This window comes from Aurantiacibacter spongiae (assembly GCF_003815535.1).
Lineage (GTDB): Bacteria > Pseudomonadota > Alphaproteobacteria > Sphingomonadales > Sphingomonadaceae > Alteraurantiacibacter > Alteraurantiacibacter spongiae.
Map to the genome: position 1 here is coordinate 2,623,784 of NZ_RPFZ01000001.1, position 17,021 is coordinate 2,640,804.

A 17,021-nucleotide genomic window follows, 5' to 3' on the forward strand; every position below is an offset into this window, starting at 1 on the left:
GCTTCCATTTCGCAAACCGCATCCTCGCCCCTCCTAGCGCAAGACCTCCGGCCCGAGATCGGGGTCGAGATCGCGTGGCCGCGCGAAATGCACGAGGCGGCCGCACGGCAGGGTTATGTCCCGCCAGCTGTCGATGTCCAGTTCGAGCACGGCGAAGGCTGCCGTAGGGTATTTCTGCGCGAGCTCGTCATACAGCGCGCCTTCGTCTTCCGGTCTGACGAGGCGCAGGGCGAGATCCTGGATTCCGGGATTGTGCGCCGCCAGCAGCACGCTGGCAGGATCGTCCGCGATTTCCGACAACAGCGTAGCGAGGGTGTCGACGTCCGCCATGTAGGCGGCCTCGTCGTAATGGACGGGAACCGTCATGCCGCTGGCTGCGAGCGTCCTCTTGACCCGCTCGGCCGGGCTGGCGAGAATCATATCCCACTCACCGCCATGCGCGCGGATGTGCCTGCCCATCAGCGCGGCGCCCTTGCGCCCGCGTTCGTTGAGGCCCCGGTCGAAATCGCGCAGGGACATGTCGTCCCAGTCCGATTTGGCATGGCGCAGCAGGCCCAGTCGCTTCACTGATGCTCGTCCTCTTTCGCCGCCGCGCCCACGGGCCACGAAACACCTGTGGCGATACGTTGTAAAGCTTCGTCTAGCGTCAGGCGGGTGACGGGCACGCCCGCGGGAAACGCCGTCAGCAACCGGCTGGGAAAGGCGGGGGAGAGGACGACGAAATGCCCCCGGTCCCCCTGCCGCCGGATCAGACGTCCGAAGGCCTGTGCCAGCCGCATCCGGATGATGCGATCGTCATACACCGATCCGCCCGCCGCGGCCCGCCGCGCGCGGTGCAGGATGCTGGGCTTGGGCCAGGGAACCTGTTCCATAACGACGCAGCGCAGGGAGTCGCCCGGCACGTCGACCCCGTCGCGCAGCGCGTCCGTGCCAAGCAGCGAACTGAGCGGATCGTCGCGAAAGATATCGACCAGCGTGCCGGTGTCGATCGGGTCGACGTGCTGCGCGTACAGCGGCAGTCCGCCGCGGGCGAGCCGGTCGGCGATGCGGCCGTGAACCGCGCGCATCCGGCGGATGGCCGTGAACAGGCCGAGCACGCCGCCACCGCACGCTTCGATGATGCGCGCATAGGCGCCGGCGAGCGCCGCCAGATCGCCCTTCCTTACATCGGTGACGATCAGCACTTGCGCGTTGGCGGCGTAGTCGAACGGGCTGGCGGCATCGGCGAGACGCGGCTGCACGGCGATGTGCGCCGTGCCCGACCGCTGGACCGCGTCGCCCCAGTCCGGACCCTCTTCTCCCCGGTCGCATAGCGTGGCGCTCGTCAGCATCACGCCATGCGCGCCTTCCAGCACCACCCGGGAAAACGGCTTCATGGGGTCGAGGAAGCGGCGATGCAGGCCGACGTCGAATTCGCGAGCGTCGTTGCGGTCGACCGCCAGCCAGTCGACGAATTCCGGGTCTGCCGGGCCGCCGAGCCGCACCAGCAACGCCTCCCACGCGGCCAGCGTGTCGATCCGCCAGGACAGTGAGAAGCGCGCCCCGTCGATCCTCGCGCGGCCCTGCGCATCAAGCCAGTCGGGGGCGTCCTCGAGCATCGCCTCGAGCCTGATGCCGAGCTTGATGAGCGGCTGGCGGATCGCCGCCAGCGCCTGCGCGGCGGCCTGCGCGCTTTCGATGAAGTCGCCCTCCAGCCCCGCGGCCTCGGTCTCGATGCCGTAACCGGCGTCCAGCGCCCCGCTCTCGTCACGGGCGTAGGTCAGCGCGCGCACCGCGGCGAGCAGATGCTCCAGCGGGCCGGAAGGGGCGTTTTCGTTGAGGCGCTGCAGCCAGCCGTCCCCGGGCAGGGCGTCCGCGGCCTCGCGCGCCGCTTCGATCGCTTCTCCGCCGGCATCGTCATAGCTGGCGACATCGGCGAGGCGCGCAGCAAGACCGCGCCGACGGCCCTTGGTGCCGCGTTCGGGGCCGACGATCCAGCGCCGCAGCTCCACCGCTTCCTGACCCGTCAGCGCGGCGGCGAAGGTGGAATCGGCGGCGTCGAAAACGTGATGTCCCTCGTCGAACAGGATCCGCGTGGGGCGCTGGGCATGGTCGCGTCCGCGGGCGGCGTTGACCATTACCAGGGCGTGATTGGCGATGACGAGATCGGCTTGCGCGCTCGCCCTGGCGGCGCGTTCGATGAAGCATTTGCGATAATGCGGGCAACCGGCATAGACGCATTCGCCGCGCTGATCGGTCAGCGAACGGATCGCCCGCCCGCGGAACAGCGTGCCCAGCCAGCCCGGCAGGTCGCCGCCGATCATGTCGCCATCCTGCGAATAGCCGGCCCAGCGCGCCACGAGCTGCGCGAGAATGGCGGAGCGGCCCCCGAAGCCGCCCTGAAGCGCGTCTTCCAGATTGAGCAGGCACAGGTAGTTTTCCCGCCCCTTGCGCACCACGACCGGGCGCGAACCGTCGGCGCGCCGTTCGGGCCAGGCGCGCCGGGATTCGCCGCGCAGCTGGCGTTGCAGGTTCTTGGTATAGGTGCTGACCCAGACGGTTCCGCCACTCCGCTCCGCCCAGAGCGATGCGGGGGCAAGATAGCCGAGCGTCTTGCCGATGCCGGTACCCGCCTGCGCGAGCAGGACGTGGGGCCGCCCGTGCCTTTCGCGCGGAGCGAAAATCGAACCGACGTCGCGGGCGTAGTCTCGCTGCCCCTGCCGCCGTTCGGACCCTTCGCCGACGAGGCGTTCGAGCTGGCCGTGGATCGCTTCCTCCCCGATCAGCACCTGTCCGGGCTGCGCGCGCTCGGGTGCCTCCTCCCATTCAGGCAGGCGCGAGAACAGCCACTTCTCCGCGCGATCGGGCTTCGCGACATGCGGAGCGACGATCTGCGCCCACTGCCAGCGCGAACGCGCGAGTGATTGCAGGATCGACCATGCGCCTTCCCGCGCTTCCCACTCGGCGCTTTCGCAGGTCGCCAGCAGGACGCCCGCCGCGCGTTGCAGCAACTCGGGCACCTCGGCTCCGTCCGCCGGTTCGGGCAGGCCGACGGCATGGGCGAGTCCCTTCGGCGTGGGCACGCAGAATTTCGCCGGATGGATGAAGGCGAACAGTTCTAGCAGGTCTAGACCCGACAGGTCCGGATAGCCCAGCCGCGTCGCCACCAGCGGGGCGTTGAGGATGAGATGCGGGGTGTCGGCGGCGGCCATCGCCGCCTCCCCCTTGGAAATTCCCCGCGTGTCGCCCTTGGCCGGGCGCAGCCAGCTGCCCGAGTGACTGGCATGGAGCGCGGGCAGGGGGAGGACGGGAACGGTGTCGCAAGACATTGCCCGCCCGTTATCGGTATGCGGAACGAAATGTAAACAAGTGCCCGGGGTCGATCACCAGTGCAGGGTTTCGCGTTAAGCCTTACCGCAGCCGGCGAACGGTGTAGCGAATGCGACGAAAATTCGCGGTGCATGGAAATTCGTTCAGGCCAGTGCATAGCGGCGACGCTATGCTCCGGCGCGCCATGAGATCACGCTTCATTCTCGGTCCCGCCGCCCCTGCCGCCACCGTCCTTGCCGCCGCCGCGCTCCTTGCCGCCAGCCCTGCATGGCCGCAGGATACCGAGCCGACGCCCGCCCCCACGGGAGCGAGCGGATCGATGGGGGCTATCGACAGCGATTTCGACTTGCGCTCCTCCACGCAGCCCGAACGCCGCCCCGCAGACCGGTTCGAGCCGATGGTGCAACCCTTGCCGCAGCAGCAGGACCGCGCGAGCGAGCCGGCCCCGCAGCGTGCGCGGCAGGCGCAGCGCGTGGAACTGCCGCAACTCGCCCCCGCCGCCGCGCCCTCTGCGCGGGCGACGAGCTCACGGTCGCGGGAGGCAACCCGCGACCCGACGCAGACGGACCCGGCGGAAACCCCGCCGCGCGTCGATACCAAGACGGACGTGCCCATATCGACCGAAGGGGCGTCAGCAACGGCCGACGCGCCGGCAAGGCCCGAAATGCCTTCGCAAGGATCGGCAGGTACGCGGGCCACGGCCTTGCCGGCGGACGCCGGCAGCGCGCCCTCTGCCTGGGATGAAGGCAACTCGTTCGACTGGCTGATGTGGCTCCTGCTTCCCCTGGCGCTGGGCGGAGCGATCGTGGTGCTCGTCCGGCGTCGCCGGGTCGCGGAAGGCCCGAGGACACACACGGCAGAGCGCGTCGAACGTCCGCAACCCGCATCCGCCGTGGCTCAATCCGCGCCGCGGCGCGAGCAGCAGCCGGCACCCGCCCCTGCGCCCCCCGACCGTCCGGTGTTCGATCCCGCCACGCTGGTGCAGGTCAATCCGAACCGGCACCGGCCCCCCGCGCCTTCCTCTGGTGCGCGCCCGGTTCCCAGTGGCATGGTCACGACCAATCTCGTCGCCAAGCAGCGCGCCCAGGCGGAGGCGGTGCGGGTGGAACGCGAGCGACGCGAGGCGGCGCGGCTGGCGGAGGCGAAGCGGCAGGCGGCCGCGCGCTGTCCGAACACGACGTTGCACCTGTCCTTCGGAGAGGACGCCTTCGGTCCGCGCAAGCCGGCCAGCAACTAGCGGGCGAAGGGCGCCCTTCAGGCCGGTGCGTCGCCTCTCTCGCCGGTGTTCCTCGTCTCGATCCGCAGCGGTTCGGGGAACATGTTGGTGGTGATGGGGAAGGGGATTTCGATCCCGGCCGCGTCCAGTCCCTTCTTGATCGCCTTGATCGCTTCGCTCTTGGTCTGCCTGAGATCGCGCTGTGCGGACTGGGCGTACCACTGCACCAGGAAGTCGATGGAGCTGCCGCCGAATTCCTGCGCGTAAACGATCACGGGGCGATCCTTCACGATGGCATCCACCGTGCCCATCGCTTCCTCGATCACGCGCTGCGCCTCTTCCAGGTCGGCATCGTAGCTCACGCCCACGATGACCTCGTTGCGCCGCACGGTGTCGTCGGTAAGGATCTTTACGGCATTCTTGAACAGCATCGAATTGGGCATGATCGTGAGTTCGTTCGACAGCTGGCGAATATGCGTTTCGCGCAGGCTGATATGCTCGACCTTGCCGAGCACGCCCTCGACCTCGATCAGATCACCGATGCGCATCTTCTCGCGCAGCATGATGAGCACGCCGGCGAGGAAGTTTTCGAATATGTCCTGAAAGGCGAAGCCGATCGCCAGCGCGCCGACGCCGAGGCCGGCGATGAAGCCCGCCGGGGTGAAACTGGGTATGGCGATGATCGCCGCCAGCATGATCCCCACGATCCAGATCGCCAGCCGGACGAGCGTGGCGATAAGCTGCCGGAGATCCTCGCGGATGCTGGATTTCTTGGTGAGCCGGGCGGTGATGCGAACCGCGGATTTGGCGATCAGCCAGGTGAGGATCAGGACGACGAGCGCGATGGCGAGGTTCGGCAGGATCGCGACGAAGCCTTGCGCCATTCCCTGCACCTGATCGCGCAGGGTTCCGATATAGTTCACGTGGCTGCTCCCCGTCTTCTTTCCTGACAAATACGAGTGACGCGGGCGGGTTCCGCCTTGCGCCGGATTGTGGGGAGCGCGTAAGCGCCGCCCATGTTCAGTTCCGACCTAGTAGAAGCCGCCCGCAGTTCCAAGTCCTGGCCCTTTCAGGAAGCGCAACGGCTGCACAAGCGATATCCCCACGGCAAGCCCGGCGGAGAGCCGGTGCTGTTCGAAACCGGTTACGGGCCGAGCGGGTTGCCGCATATTGGCACGTTCCAGGAAGTCCTGCGAACGAGCCTGGTACGCCGTGCCTACGAGATCGTGGGCAGCCGTGACGGCAAGCCCGCGCCGACCCGACTGGTCGCCTTCAGCGACGACATGGACGGGCTGCGCAAGGTGCCCGACAACCTGCCGAACCAGGAGATGCTCCGGCGCAACCTGGGCAAGCCGCTCAGCCGGATTCCCGATCCATTCGGCGAGCACAAGAGTTTCGCCCACCACAACAACGCCATGCTGCGCGACTTTCTCGACCGCTTCGGCTTCGACTACGAATTCGTCGCCGCGAGCGATCGTTACAACGATGGCGCGTTCGACGATCAGTTGCGAAACGTGCTCACGCATTACGATGCGATCATGGACGTGATGCTGCCCACCTTGAGAGAAGAGCGGCGCCAGACCTATTCGCCCGTCCTGCCAATCAGTCCGGAAAGCGGCATCGTCTTGCAGGTGCCTGTCGAGGTGATCGATCCCGCCGACGGCACCATCCGCTTCGAGGACGCTGGGCGCACCGTGGAACAGAGCGTGTTCGGCGGACAGGCAAAGCTGCAATGGAAGGTCGACTGGGCCATGCGCTGGCTGGCGCTGGGGGTCGATTACGAGATGTACGGCAAGGATCTGACCGACAGCGGCGTACAGTCGGGCAAGATCGCCCGGGTCCTGGGGGGTCGCAAGCCGGAGGGCCTGATCTACGAACTGTTCCTGGACGCCAATGGCGAGAAGATTTCGAAGTCGAAGGGCAACGGTCTCACGATCGAGGAATGGCTCCGCTATGGCAGCGACGATTCGCTCGGCTTCTACATCTTCCCCAATCCCAAGAGTGCCAAGCAACTGCACGCCGGCGTGATTCCGCGCGCGGTGGACGATTACTGGCAATTCCGGGAGCGCATCTGCGAACAGGACATCGACAAGCAGCTTGGCAATCCGTCCTGGAACCTGCTGCGGGTGAACGACGCGGCGCCGACACAACCGCCCGCGGGGGCGGGGGACGCGCTTCCCGTGACCTATGCGCTGCTGCTCAACCTCGTCGGTGTGCTGGGGGCGGAAGCGACGGCGGACCAGGTCTGGTCCTACCTTGGCAACTACATCGCCGATGCCCGGCCCGAGGCGCATCCCGACCTCGACGTGCTGGTGGCGAAAGCTCTCGCCTACAACCGCGACTTCGTCGCGCCGACGCTGAACAAACGCGCGCCGGACCCGAACGAGGCAGCGGCACTGCGCGAACTGGACGCGCAACTCGATGCGGTCGATCCGACCACCACGGCCGAAGACTTGCAGACGATGGTTTACGAGATCGGCAAGCAGGAACGCTTCGGTTTCGAATCCCTGCGCGACTGGTTCCGGGCGTTGTACGAGACGCTTCTCGGCAGTGCCCAGGGGCCTCGCATGGGCAGTTTCATCGCGCTTTACGGGGTGGCGAACACGCGCGCCCTGATAGCCGAGGCGCTGGCGCGGTAGGGGTGCGAATCAGTACCAGGCCTTCGTCCGGTACCACTTGGTGATGATGTACTTGCTTCCCGCCGTCACAGGTCGGCCGGCATGGATCGTCGCCGGATTGGTGATGCCGTCCGGCTTTGCATTGTTCCAGACCAGTAAAACGCCGGGTTTGGGTTCTATGGAAATGCCCAGCTCCGTGAAATCGGTCGTGCCGCCCCCCTCGACATGGTTGAGGAACGCCATCGCGGTGATCGAGCGCTGGCCGCCCCGGTTCATTTCCAGCTCCCAATAGGTCGTGTCCGGATGAAACCAGTCGTGGTGGGGCTGAAATTCCTGACCGGGCATGTATCGCTGGCCCTGGATCGTCTCGCCAAAGCTGCTCTCGATATCCAGCAGGTCGTCGATCCGCCGGCTGATCTTCTTCACGAACGGATCGTTGGCATCGACATTGCCCGAATAGCTTGTGCGGTACCCACTGGAATAGTCGAGGTCGAACACCACGCTGGGCTTGGCGGTCGCATCGATCAGGTCGCGCATCTTCTGGCATTCGGCGGGCGACATGAAATCGCCGATGGCCCAAAGTTCCACTTCCTCCGAAGGGACGCGATAGGCCGTGGGATTGGCGGCGAGACGCTCGCGCACCTGTCTGCCGACCTTCATCAGACCGAGGCGATCGCGGTCGGCGGGGATGGTTGGAGACTGGCTGGCCATAAGCCCAAACCTTTTCCATTCGCGGCGCGAAACTGCAAGAGGGCTTGCCGACTGGTTCGCGCGCTCTAGGATCGCGAGACAGAACAGGAAAGGGCCGCAGCATGACCGACGCCACTACCAAGAGCCGTTATTCGCTCGGCGCGATGATCTTCCACTGGGCGATCGCCATCGCCGTCATCTGGAACTGGCGTCTGGCCGAGACGGCCCACGAAACCGCCGACCGGGCGCATGGCGCGGCGCTGATGGCGGATCACAAGGCGCTCGGCATCACTATCCTGGCGCTGACACTCGGGCGGATCGCCTGGCGTCTGACGCACAAGCTGCCGCCGCTCCCGGCGAACTACGCGACCTGGGAACGGGTGCTGGCGCGGGGCACGCATCTCATCTTCTACATCCTGCTCGTCGCGCTGCCGCTGGCCGGCTGGATTGCGAATTCGCTGGGCGGGAAAATGATCGACTATTTCGGTCTGTTCACCATCCCGGCCTTGCCGGTGGGGCAGAACGGCGATCTCGGCCATTCCATTTTCGAGGTACACGCGACAACCGGCACGATCATGATCTGGCTCATCGGCCTGCACATTCTGGGCGCCCTGAAGCATACCTTCTTCGACAAGGACGGGGGCATCTTCCGCATGCTTCCGTTCGGCAGTGTCGGGGCAGAGCGGCGCTGACGCGCGCAAGACAAAACCCCCCGCCGCGATGGGCGGGGGGTTCGCATCGCCGGCCACTCGCTCCGGCGAAAGGTCGTGGCGCCTACCAGAAGAAGTCGTAGATCACGTCGACAACTTCACCGGTGTATGTGTCCACCAGCAGCACGTCGTCGTAGTAGCGCACCCAGCGATACCCGCCATAGACCGGCGGAAGGCGATAGCTCCACGGATCGTTGATCCAGTAGCGGCTGGAATAGAACGGGCTGCCCAGGCGGAAGCCGATGCTCAGCCGGCTGTAGCTGTAGCCGCGATAGGGCGAATAGTAGCGGCCCAACCTGAACAGCGAGCGGTTGTTATCGCGGTAGGTGTGCCAGTTGTAACGCCGGTCGTTGCGCCAGCTTCGGCGGTCCCATCGCCTGTTGTCGCGCTGGTTGCGGTAGTCGCGGCGATCGCCATAGCTGCGCTGATCGCGGTAATTGCGTTGATCGCGGTAGTCGCGGCGCTGGTCGCGGTCACGCCAGTTGCGCTGATCGCGGTCGCGGTAAGAGCGCTGATCGCGGTCGCGCGCGCCATAACTGCGATCGCGGTTCGCACCGACATAGTCCCGGCCCCGTCGCTGGAGAGCCTCGCGGGCGCGCAGTTCGGCGCTGCGATCGGTGCGAGCCTCGCTCCGGCTGCGTTCGCGTCGTTCGGTACGGACGCTGCTTCGCCTGTCGGTGCGTTCCGCCCGGCGCTCGCGCTGGCGCTGCATGTCCGGGCGGTCGACGGTTTCGCGCGGGGTGCGAAGGGTGCCGCTAAGGCCACGGTCGCCGCGATTGCCGCGGCGCTCGCTTCGCGTGCTGCGATCGCTGCGATCGCCGCGATCGCCGCGACGCTGCTGTTCCGCGGCCGCGCCGCTGTCGGCTGCCGCCGCGGCCGCCGGTATCGCCGGAAGCGTCATCGCCGCGGCGAGTGCGGCCAGGCCGCAGGTCTTCATCAAATGTGCCAGTTGCATGGCAACGTCTCCCTCTGGTCTGACAGAGCGAAGGGTGAAGCGCGCGGGAAGGGCGGCTCGGCCCGATCTGTCGATACGTGCATTTACAGCGACGAGCCATGAGCGTTAACTGAACCGCCACCAAGGCCTTGTGTTCATGTTCGTGACGTGTGCGATGAACGCGCGGTGCGATTGGCGCGACGGGCCGCACCGTCTAGACTGGCGCGATGCACGAGACTTTTGCCGCCATCGAGGCAGACATCGTCGACCGCCTTCGCGCCGGAGCCAGCGACCGCAAGAGCGCCATGCACGCGCCGGTCGTGGCGACGGCGGACGCGCGGGCGCGGGTGATGGTGCTGCGCGCCGTGACGCGCGGCGCGGATAGCGGGCGGCTGACCCTGCGGTTCCATACCGACGCCCGTTCCCCCAAGGTCGGCGTGGTGACGCGCGATCCGCGCATCGGGGTGCTGTTCTACGATGCCGACGCCAAGGTGCAGATCCGCGTGCGCGGTCGTGGACGGATCGAGCGCGACGGGCCGGTTGCCGATGCGGCGTGGGAGGAGAGCACGAACTTCGCCCGCCGCTGTTACCTGGCCGAGGCCGGACCGGGGACGCCTGCCGATGCGCCGACCTCCGGCCTTCCGGACTGGGCGGAGGGCATCCAGCCGAGCGACTCGCAGATTGCGCCGGCACGCCAGCACTTCGCCGTGATGCTGGTGGACCTCTATGAACTCGACTGGTTCTACCTCGACAATGACGGCCACCGCCGCGCGCGTTACGCCGACGGGACGTGGACCTGGGTCGTCCCCTGACCCCGGCAGGCCGCGCGGAGGGGGCAAGGTGTGACAGGTGTGACAATGTCCTGAGCCGGAGAACCGCCGGCCCGCATGCGCCCTGTCGCGGGGCATCGAAAGGGGACGGACAAGCGGCGGCATGGCACGGGCGGTAGAGCGCCCGGCGAGCTGTAGGAAAGCCAGCCGGAGCTATCCTACCGGCGTTCGAAACCCGCCAGTCCGTCTGCCTCGGCCGCCTCCCGCTCGATACGCGCGACGCGCGCGGATGGCGGCCCGTCGAGCATCCGGCTGGCCAGCGTTTCCACCGCTTCGGCCGCGCCTTGCAAATGCGCCTCCACCGTGCCATCGGGCAGGTTGCGGACCCATCCGGCCACGCCCAGTTCGCGCGCATTGCGCACCGTCCAGTCGCGGTAGAACACGCCCTGCACCGTGCCGCGAACGATCAGGCGGGTCGCGATCATGGGCGGGACGCCGCAGCGCCTACCTGGTCAGCTTCTTGTAGGCCAGGCGCGTCGGCCGGTCCGCCGCGTCGCCCAGGCGGCGGCGCTTGTCTTCCTCATACGCCTCGAAATTGCCCTCGAACCATTCGACATGGCTGTCGCCCTCGAAGGCGAGGATGTGCGTCGCAAGGCGATCGAGGAAGAAGCGGTCGTGGCTGATGACCACGGCGCAGCCGGCGAAGTTCTCGATGGCTTCTTCCAGCGCGCCGAGCGTTTCCACGTCGAGGTCGTTGGTCGGTTCGTCCAGCAGCAGCACGTTGCCGCCCTGCTTCAGCATCTTCGCCATGTGGACGCGGTTGCGCTCGCCACCCGACAGCTTGCCGACATTCTTCTGCTGGTCCGGTCCCTTGAAGTTGAACGCGCCGACATAGGCGCGGGTGGAGACGTCGTGCCCGTTGACCTTCATGTAATCGAGCCCGTCGGAGATTTCCTCCCACACGTTGTTGCCCGCCGTCAGGTCGTCGCGGCTCTGGTCCACGTAGCCCAGCCGCACGGTGTCGCCGATGGCGATGGAGCCTTCATCGGGTTCCTCCTGCCCGGTGATGATCTTGAACAGGGTCGACTTGCCCGCGCCGTTGGGCCCGATCACGCCCACGATGCCGCCCGGCGGCAGCATGAAATCGAGGTTCTCGAACAACAGCTTGTCGCCGTAGGACTTGGTCAGTCCCTTCGCCTCGATCACCTTGCCGCCCAGGCGCTCGGGCACCTGGATAACGATCTGCGCCTTGCCCGGCTTGCGGTCCTGCTGCGCTTCCTGAAGCTGCTCGAACTTGCGGATGCGCGCCTTGGACTTGGTCTGCCGGGCGCTGGGGGTCTGGCGGATCCATTCCAGCTCGCGCGACAGGCTCTTCTGCCGGCCCGATTCCTCGCGGCTTTCCTGCTCCAGCCGCTTCGCCTTCTTTTCCAGATAGGTCGAGTAGTTGCCCTCGTAGGGGTAATAGGAGCCGCGATCGAGCTCCAGGATCCATTCGACGACATTGTCGAGGAAATAGCGATCGTGGGTGATCATCAGCACCGCGCCCGCATAGTCCTTGAGGTGGTTTTCCAGCCACTCCACGCTTTCCGCATCGAGGTGGTTGGTCGGCTCGTCCAGCAGCAGGATGTCGGGCTTCTGGATCAGCAGGCGGGTCAGCGCCACGCGGCGCTTCTCGCCGCCCGAAAGATCGGTGACGTTCCAGTCGCCGGGCGGACAGCGCAGCGCCTCCATCGCGATCTCGAGCTGGTTGTCGAGCGTCCAGCCATCGACCGCGTCGATCTTGTCCTGCAACTCGGCCATCTCGGTGCTGAGCGCGTCGAAATCGGCGTCCTCCTCGGCCATCTCCATGCCGATCTGGTTGAAGCGCTCGACCATCTCGGCGGTTTCGCGCGCGCCGTCCTTGACGTTTTCCAGCACCGTCTTGCTCTCGTCCAGCTGCGGTTCCTGCGCCAGGTAGCCGACGGAGATGTTCTCGCCCGGCCAGGCCTCCCCGGATATGTCGGTATCGATGCCGGCCATGATCTTGATGAGCGTCGACTTGCCCACGCCGTTCGGTCCGACGATGCCGATCTTCGCGCCGCGATAGAATTGCAGGTTGATGTTGGACAGCACCGGCTTCTGCGCGCCGGGGAAGGTCTTGGTCATGTCCTTCATGACATATGCGTACTGGGCGGCCATCGAGCGTCCTTCGGGTATCTGGTTTTCGCGTGAGAGGGATTTGCCCGCGCAGATAGGGGCTTGCGGGCCGTTGGGCAAGCGGGCGTGGCCTCTTGGCAAGCGGGGCGCGCTCGCCTAGCGAACGGCCACATGAAAAAGACCCTGCTCGCGCTGACCGCGCTCTCGCTCGCCGCTCCCGCAACCGCCCAGCGCTACGACCTGGAACCCGGCGCGCACGATCCCATCGCCTGGGACTTCGTGGAAGGCATCTCGACCGAGGTCGGCCCCAGGCTGGCGGGCACCCCGGACGAGGCGCGGGGCCGTGCCTGGGCGATGGAATGGCTGCGCGCCAACGGGTTCGCCAATGTCGTGGAAGAACCCTTCATGCACGATACCTGGGTGCGCGGGGAGGAGACGGCGCGGATCGTGTCGCCCTATCCGCAACCCATCGTGCTGACCGCCCTCGGCCGCAGCGGATCGACGGGGGAGGGCGGACTGATCGCCGAGGTCGTGCGGTTTGACGACATGGCGGAGCTCGAAGCCGCCCCGGCGGGCAGTCTCGCGGGCAAGATCGCGTTCATCGACCACGCCATGCGCGCGACGATGGACGGGTCGCATTACGGCTATTTCGGGCAGGCGCGGCGCCGGGGACCGGCCATCGCCGCCAGCAAGGGCGCTGCGGGCGTGGTGATCCGCTCCATCGGCTCCGACACCGACCGCCTGCCGCATACCGGCGGCACCGGCTGGGACGAGGGCCAGGAACCGATCCCCGCCGCGGCGCTCTCCAACCCCGATGCCGACAATCTGACGCGGATGCTGGAGCGCGGCCAGCCGGTGACGCTGGAAATGACGCTGACGCCGCGCTTCGTCGGCATGACGCCGAGCGGCAACGTGACGGGCGAGATCGTCGGGCGCGACCCGTCGCTGCCCCCGGTGCTGCTGGCCTGCCATCTGGACAGCTGGGATCTGGGCACCGGCGCGCTCGACGACGGCGTGGGCTGCGCTGTCGCGGCGGCCGCCGCCCGGCGCGTGGCCGAGGCGGGGCGGCCGCTGCGCACCATCCGCGTGCTGTTCGCCGGATCGGAGGAAACCGGCCTCTACGGCAGCACCGCCTACAGCGAAGCGCATGCGGACGAACCCATCGCCGCCGGCATCGAAAGCGATACCGGCATGGGCCTGATCTGGGAAATGAGCAGCAACTTCACCGATACCAATCCCGACCTCTACCAGCGCATGCTGCGGGCGGTGGACGGTTACGGCGTCGGCCCGTCCACCGACGTGGCCGCGGGGGGCGCGGACCTCAACGTGGTGCGCGACCAGGGCGGGGCGATCATCGAACTGCAGCAGGACATCAGCGACTATTTCGGCATCCATCACACCGCGAACGACACGCTCGACAAGGTCGACCCGGCGATCCTGGCGCAGAACGTGGCGGTCTGGGCGGCACTGGTGAACGTGCTGGCGAACGAGGCGGGGCCGATCAAACCAGCGGAGTGAAGGCCCGAAGCGACGCCTGCGCGGCGCCGATCCGGCCCCCGGACCGGGCACGACGCTTTGCAGCCGCCGGGGGTGTTCTCCGGCTCAAACTGGTCGGGGAGACAGGATTCGAACCTGCGACCCTCTGCTCCCAAAGCAGATGCGCTACCGGGCTGCGCTACTCCCCGAACCGGTCGGTTCGCGAAAGACTGGTGGGCCCGGCAGGACTCGAACCCGCGACCTAGCCGTTATGAGCGGCCAGCTCTAACCAACTGAGCTACAGGCCCGCACAGTCTTTCGCGACGTTCGCCGATAGCTTCCCTGCGGCCGGGCGGCAAGCGGCATGGTCACGGCGGTGACTACCGCGTGACCGCCGCCATCACGTCGCGAACGCTGCTCGCCGCCACTCCGCGACCGGCGAGATAGGCGAACACGCGCCGCCACCAGTCGTAGAGCGCGTCGAGATCGTCCTCGTCGCGGACATAGGGGGTGTGACCGGGACTGAGCGAGGGGCTGTGGAAGGACAGCACCAGCACCGGCAAGCCGTCGTCCAGCGCCATGTCGATGCCGCGGATGGCTTCCTGCACGCTCACCCCCTCGGGCGTCAGCGGCACCCGCTCGAGCAGGCCCAGCTTCGCCAGCGCTCCGCGCAACACCGGCGCGCGCCACAGCCGGGGATAGATCGCCTCCCCCTGCCGCCGCAGCATTCCCCAGAAGGTGGTCGTCAGCGGCAGTTCGAGCAGCGTGCGGGCATCGTCCAGCCAGTAGGGCGCAAGCGGATGGGCGCGGAAATCGGGGCCGTGCGCGTGTGAATAGTCGAAATGCGGGCGAACCGAGCTGTCGACCGCGATGCCGTTATCCGCCAGCGCCCGCGCCGTGTTCGGTCCCACGCCGTAACGGCCCGCGCGGTAGATCAACGGGGCGATCCCGAAATTCTCCTCGATCGCATCGCGCAGGCGCGTCAGCTTGGACGCTTCCAGCCCGGCGGGCAGGTTGCCGGCGAAGGAATTGGCCTGTGTGACCTCCTCCTCGAAGGGAGGATTGACCCAGGGGTGCAACTGCACCCCGATCTCGGCCCGGCCGGCGGCGAGCGGTTCGCGCAAGATCTCCGCCGCGCGGGTGCTGCTGGCGATGGGCCAGTCCACCAGATAGACCGGGGCCACGCCCTGCGCCTCGCAGAACTGCTGGAACTTGGCGAGCCGCGGGACGGACCTGGTGGAATGGCTTTCGCGCGTGAGCGGCTTGCCCCAGTCGAACTCCTCCTCCGTATCGACGGTCAGCAGGAAGCGGGTGCGCCCGTCGGCAAAGCACGCCGCGGCGTGCGGGGGAGGGGGATCGAGCAGGTTGCGCATGGCCGTGGCGGCCTTCCTTGCAGGATAATCCTTGCGACCCGGTTTATCCGGCGGTCCTGCTATGGCCAGCGTCGCCGGCGGTCAAGGCGGGCAGGGTGAGGACGACCTGTTCGTCCTCGCACGCCAGCGTGCCACCCGCCGCCCGCGCTTCGGCCTGCGCCAGGCGGAAGGCGAAACCCGGGCCGAACATGCCGGCGCTGACCACCCGGCGCTGGCCCGGCGCGGCGGCGGGCGCGCCGTCTTCCCCCAGCAGCGATCGCGGCACTTCCATCTTCAGCGTGATGGTCTGCCCGTCGCCGCGCAACTCGGCGGGAATCGTCTCGCCCGGACCCATCGCCCCGGCCGCCGTGGCGAGCAGCCGCCAGCACAGCACCATCGCATCGGACCGGTCGAGAGCGACGGCGAAGGGCGACCCGGCGACATCCAGCGCGAAGCCGGCATTGCGCGGACGCAGCACGCCTTCGAGCCGGCGGATAGTCTCCACCAGCGCGGTGCGCAGATCGGTCTCGCCATCCTCCAGCGCCATTCCGCCCGCCTCGAGCTTTACCAGCCGGTCGACCTCGTCGAACCCGGCGAGCAGCTTGGCCGCATCGACCGAGATGGCGGCGGCATGAGCGCGGTATTCGTGCGGAACGGCGCCGAACAATTGCTGCTGGATGATCTCGGCGAAACCCTGGAGCGCGTTCACCGGCGTGCGCAGTTCGTGAAGAACCTGCCGCATCGCGTCGGCGGGCGAATCTTCGTCATTGGCGGGGAGAAGCAGCGGGCGGTAGAGGCGACCGTGATAGCCGGCGAAGCCGCCAGTCGCCTGTTCGAACACCGGCGTCGCTTCCATCCGCCATTCGCCGCTGATCGCGGGCGCCGCGGCCAGCGTGACCGGCGCCGCGCGGAGCGGCTGACGGTGCGCGAGTGCGGCGCGCGTCCGGTCCGAAACCCGGACCAAGTCGCCGGCCGTCGGCGCGGTCAGCATCAATCCGACGGCAAGCGGGGCGATATCCTCGTCCGCCCAGATCACCGCACCGTCTGCCCCGGTGGTGAAGTCGAACCGGTCGGATGCAGCGTCGGTCCGGGCCCGGTCGCGGCCGCGCGCCGGTAGCGGTTCGGGAAGGGACGACCTGCCAGAGCGCTCTTCGCGGAACGCCTCGATGCGGCGCAGCAGCGCCCCGACGCTTTCCACCTGCGACTGCCGCGCGGCGGGGGCGTCGGTCCGCTCGTCCGCCGCCGGCGACGCAGTGTCCTGCGGAGAGGCCGGCGGCGTGGGGGCGGGGGCAGGCGCGGGAAGCTGCGCCCCGTCCGCGGCGGGCAGCGCCCCGGCGACGGCACCGGTAAGCACCAGGTCGCCCACGCCCAGCCTGGCCAGCAATTGCCTGGCCGATTGCGGCAGATCGCGCCGGTGACGCAGGAAACCGCGGGCGATTACCGGGAGAGAGGGGATGAGGCGGAGCCATTCGTCCTCCCGCAGGCGCGCCGTCGCCATCGCCGCGGCGGCAGGCTTGGACGGTCCCTCCGCCAGCAGCGCGACGAAGCGCGGAACGCGCAGCCGCGTCCCCGGTTCGCGCAGGATGCGCGATTGATCCTCTTCGGGAATGGCGCGCTGCAACAGGCCGAGCACGATGTAGGCCGCGCTCGTCATCGCACCGGTCGGCGGCAGGCGCGTCGTTCCCATGAGATCGACGAGCTGGCGAAATTGCGTGCGCGCGGCCGCGTCGCTGTCCGTGCGCATGCGCAGCACCGTGGCGAGGCGGTCGTCGAATTGCATTCTCGCTCCCGGCGAAAGTTAACGGATCGT

14 protein-coding genes and 2 tRNA genes are annotated in these 17,021 nt (G+C 67.7%); 5 read left to right on the forward strand and 11 right to left on the reverse strand.

The features are described from left to right. Window positions 1–33: 33 nt before the first annotated feature. Window positions 34–567, reverse strand: coding sequence for a SixA phosphatase family protein (locus tag EG799_RS12830; protein WP_123881957.1), 534 nt, complete (start codon window positions 565–567; stop codon window positions 34–36). After that, complete coding sequence (locus EG799_RS12835) at window positions 564–3,308, reverse strand: ATP-dependent DNA helicase (protein WP_123881960.1); 2,745 nt, start codon at window positions 3,306–3,308, stop codon at window positions 564–566. Before EG799_RS12835 ends, EG799_RS12830 begins: the two co-directional genes overlap by 4 nt. Window positions 3,309–3,493: 185 nt before the next feature. Here EG799_RS12835 and EG799_RS12840 point away from each other — a divergent pair, with 185 nt between their 5' ends. Next, the gene (locus tag EG799_RS12840) at window positions 3,494–4,546 is read left to right on the forward strand and encodes a hypothetical protein (RefSeq protein WP_123881963.1); all 1,053 of its coding nucleotides are present in this window, start codon (window positions 3,494–3,496) and stop codon (window positions 4,544–4,546) included. A 17-nt stretch (window positions 4,547–4,563) separates the two neighbouring features. Here the strand turns inward: EG799_RS12840 and EG799_RS12845 are convergent, their stop codons facing one another. Continuing rightward, a complete protein-coding gene (locus tag EG799_RS12845) occupies window positions 4,564–5,448 on the reverse strand; it encodes a mechanosensitive ion channel family protein (protein ID WP_123881966.1) in 885 nt (294 codons plus the stop codon). A 93-nt stretch (window positions 5,449–5,541) separates the two neighbouring features. Here EG799_RS12845 and EG799_RS12850 point away from each other — a divergent pair, with 93 nt between their 5' ends. Continuing rightward, a complete protein-coding gene (locus tag EG799_RS12850) occupies window positions 5,542–7,164 on the forward strand; it encodes a lysine--tRNA ligase (RefSeq protein WP_123881969.1) in 1,623 nt (540 codons plus the stop codon). Between the two features lie 9 nt (window positions 7,165–7,173). Here the strand turns inward: EG799_RS12850 and EG799_RS12855 are convergent, their stop codons facing one another. Beyond that, the gene (locus tag EG799_RS12855; RefSeq protein WP_123881972.1) at window positions 7,174–7,854 is read right to left on the reverse strand and encodes a prolyl hydroxylase family protein; all 681 of its coding nucleotides are present in this window, start codon (window positions 7,852–7,854) and stop codon (window positions 7,174–7,176) included. A gap of 101 nt (window positions 7,855–7,955) precedes the next feature. Between EG799_RS12855 and EG799_RS12860 the strand changes: the two genes are divergently transcribed. Further along, a complete protein-coding gene (locus tag EG799_RS12860; protein ID WP_123881975.1) occupies window positions 7,956–8,525 on the forward strand; it encodes a cytochrome b in 570 nt (189 codons plus the stop codon). A gap of 82 nt (window positions 8,526–8,607) precedes the next feature. Here EG799_RS12860 and EG799_RS12865 read toward each other — a convergent pair whose 3' ends face one another. Then, entirely contained in the window at window positions 8,608–9,498 is an 891-nt protein-coding gene (locus EG799_RS12865) for an RcnB family protein (RefSeq protein ID WP_234029156.1), read from the reverse strand. 206 nt (window positions 9,499–9,704) lie between these two features. Between EG799_RS12865 and EG799_RS12870 the strand changes: the two genes are divergently transcribed. Then, window positions 9,705–10,289 carry a pyridoxamine 5'-phosphate oxidase family protein gene (locus EG799_RS12870; protein WP_234029157.1) on the forward strand — a complete coding sequence of 195 codons (585 nt, stop codon included), beginning with the start codon at window positions 9,705–9,707 and terminating at the stop codon, window positions 10,287–10,289. 176 nt (window positions 10,290–10,465) lie between these two features. On the opposite strand, the gene EG799_RS12875 is transcribed toward EG799_RS12870, so the two are convergent. Further along, window positions 10,466–10,732: an acylphosphatase gene (locus EG799_RS12875; RefSeq protein WP_123881978.1), complete on the reverse strand. Its 267-nt coding sequence runs from the start codon at window positions 10,730–10,732 to the stop codon at window positions 10,466–10,468. Between the two features lie 19 nt (window positions 10,733–10,751). Then, a complete protein-coding gene (ettA, locus tag EG799_RS12880; RefSeq protein WP_123881980.1) occupies window positions 10,752–12,425 on the reverse strand; it encodes an energy-dependent translational throttle protein EttA in 1,674 nt (557 codons plus the stop codon). A 129-nt stretch (window positions 12,426–12,554) separates the two neighbouring features. Here ettA and EG799_RS12885 point away from each other — a divergent pair, with 129 nt between their 5' ends. Continuing rightward, window positions 12,555–13,901 carry a M20/M25/M40 family metallo-hydrolase gene (locus EG799_RS12885; RefSeq protein ID WP_123881982.1) on the forward strand — a complete coding sequence of 449 codons (1,347 nt, stop codon included), beginning with the start codon at window positions 12,555–12,557 and terminating at the stop codon, window positions 13,899–13,901. Between the two features lie 90 nt (window positions 13,902–13,991). Here EG799_RS12885 and EG799_RS12890 read toward each other — a convergent pair. From EG799_RS12890 to EG799_RS12905, 4 genes are all read right to left on the reverse strand, one after another. After that, window positions 13,992–14,068, reverse strand: a tRNA-Pro gene (locus EG799_RS12890). A gap of 22 nt (window positions 14,069–14,090) precedes the next feature. After that, window positions 14,091–14,167 (reverse strand) — tRNA-Ile (locus tag EG799_RS12895). Between the two features lie 72 nt (window positions 14,168–14,239). Then, the gene (locus EG799_RS12900; protein ID WP_123881984.1) at window positions 14,240–15,232 is read right to left on the reverse strand and encodes a polysaccharide deacetylase family protein; all 993 of its coding nucleotides are present in this window, start codon (window positions 15,230–15,232) and stop codon (window positions 14,240–14,242) included. 43 nt (window positions 15,233–15,275) lie between these two features. After that, window positions 15,276–16,991, reverse strand: a complete 1,716-nt coding sequence (locus EG799_RS12905) for an ATP-binding protein (protein WP_123881986.1) — start codon at window positions 16,989–16,991, stop codon at window positions 15,276–15,278. Between the last annotated feature and the right edge of the window lie 30 nt (window positions 16,992–17,021).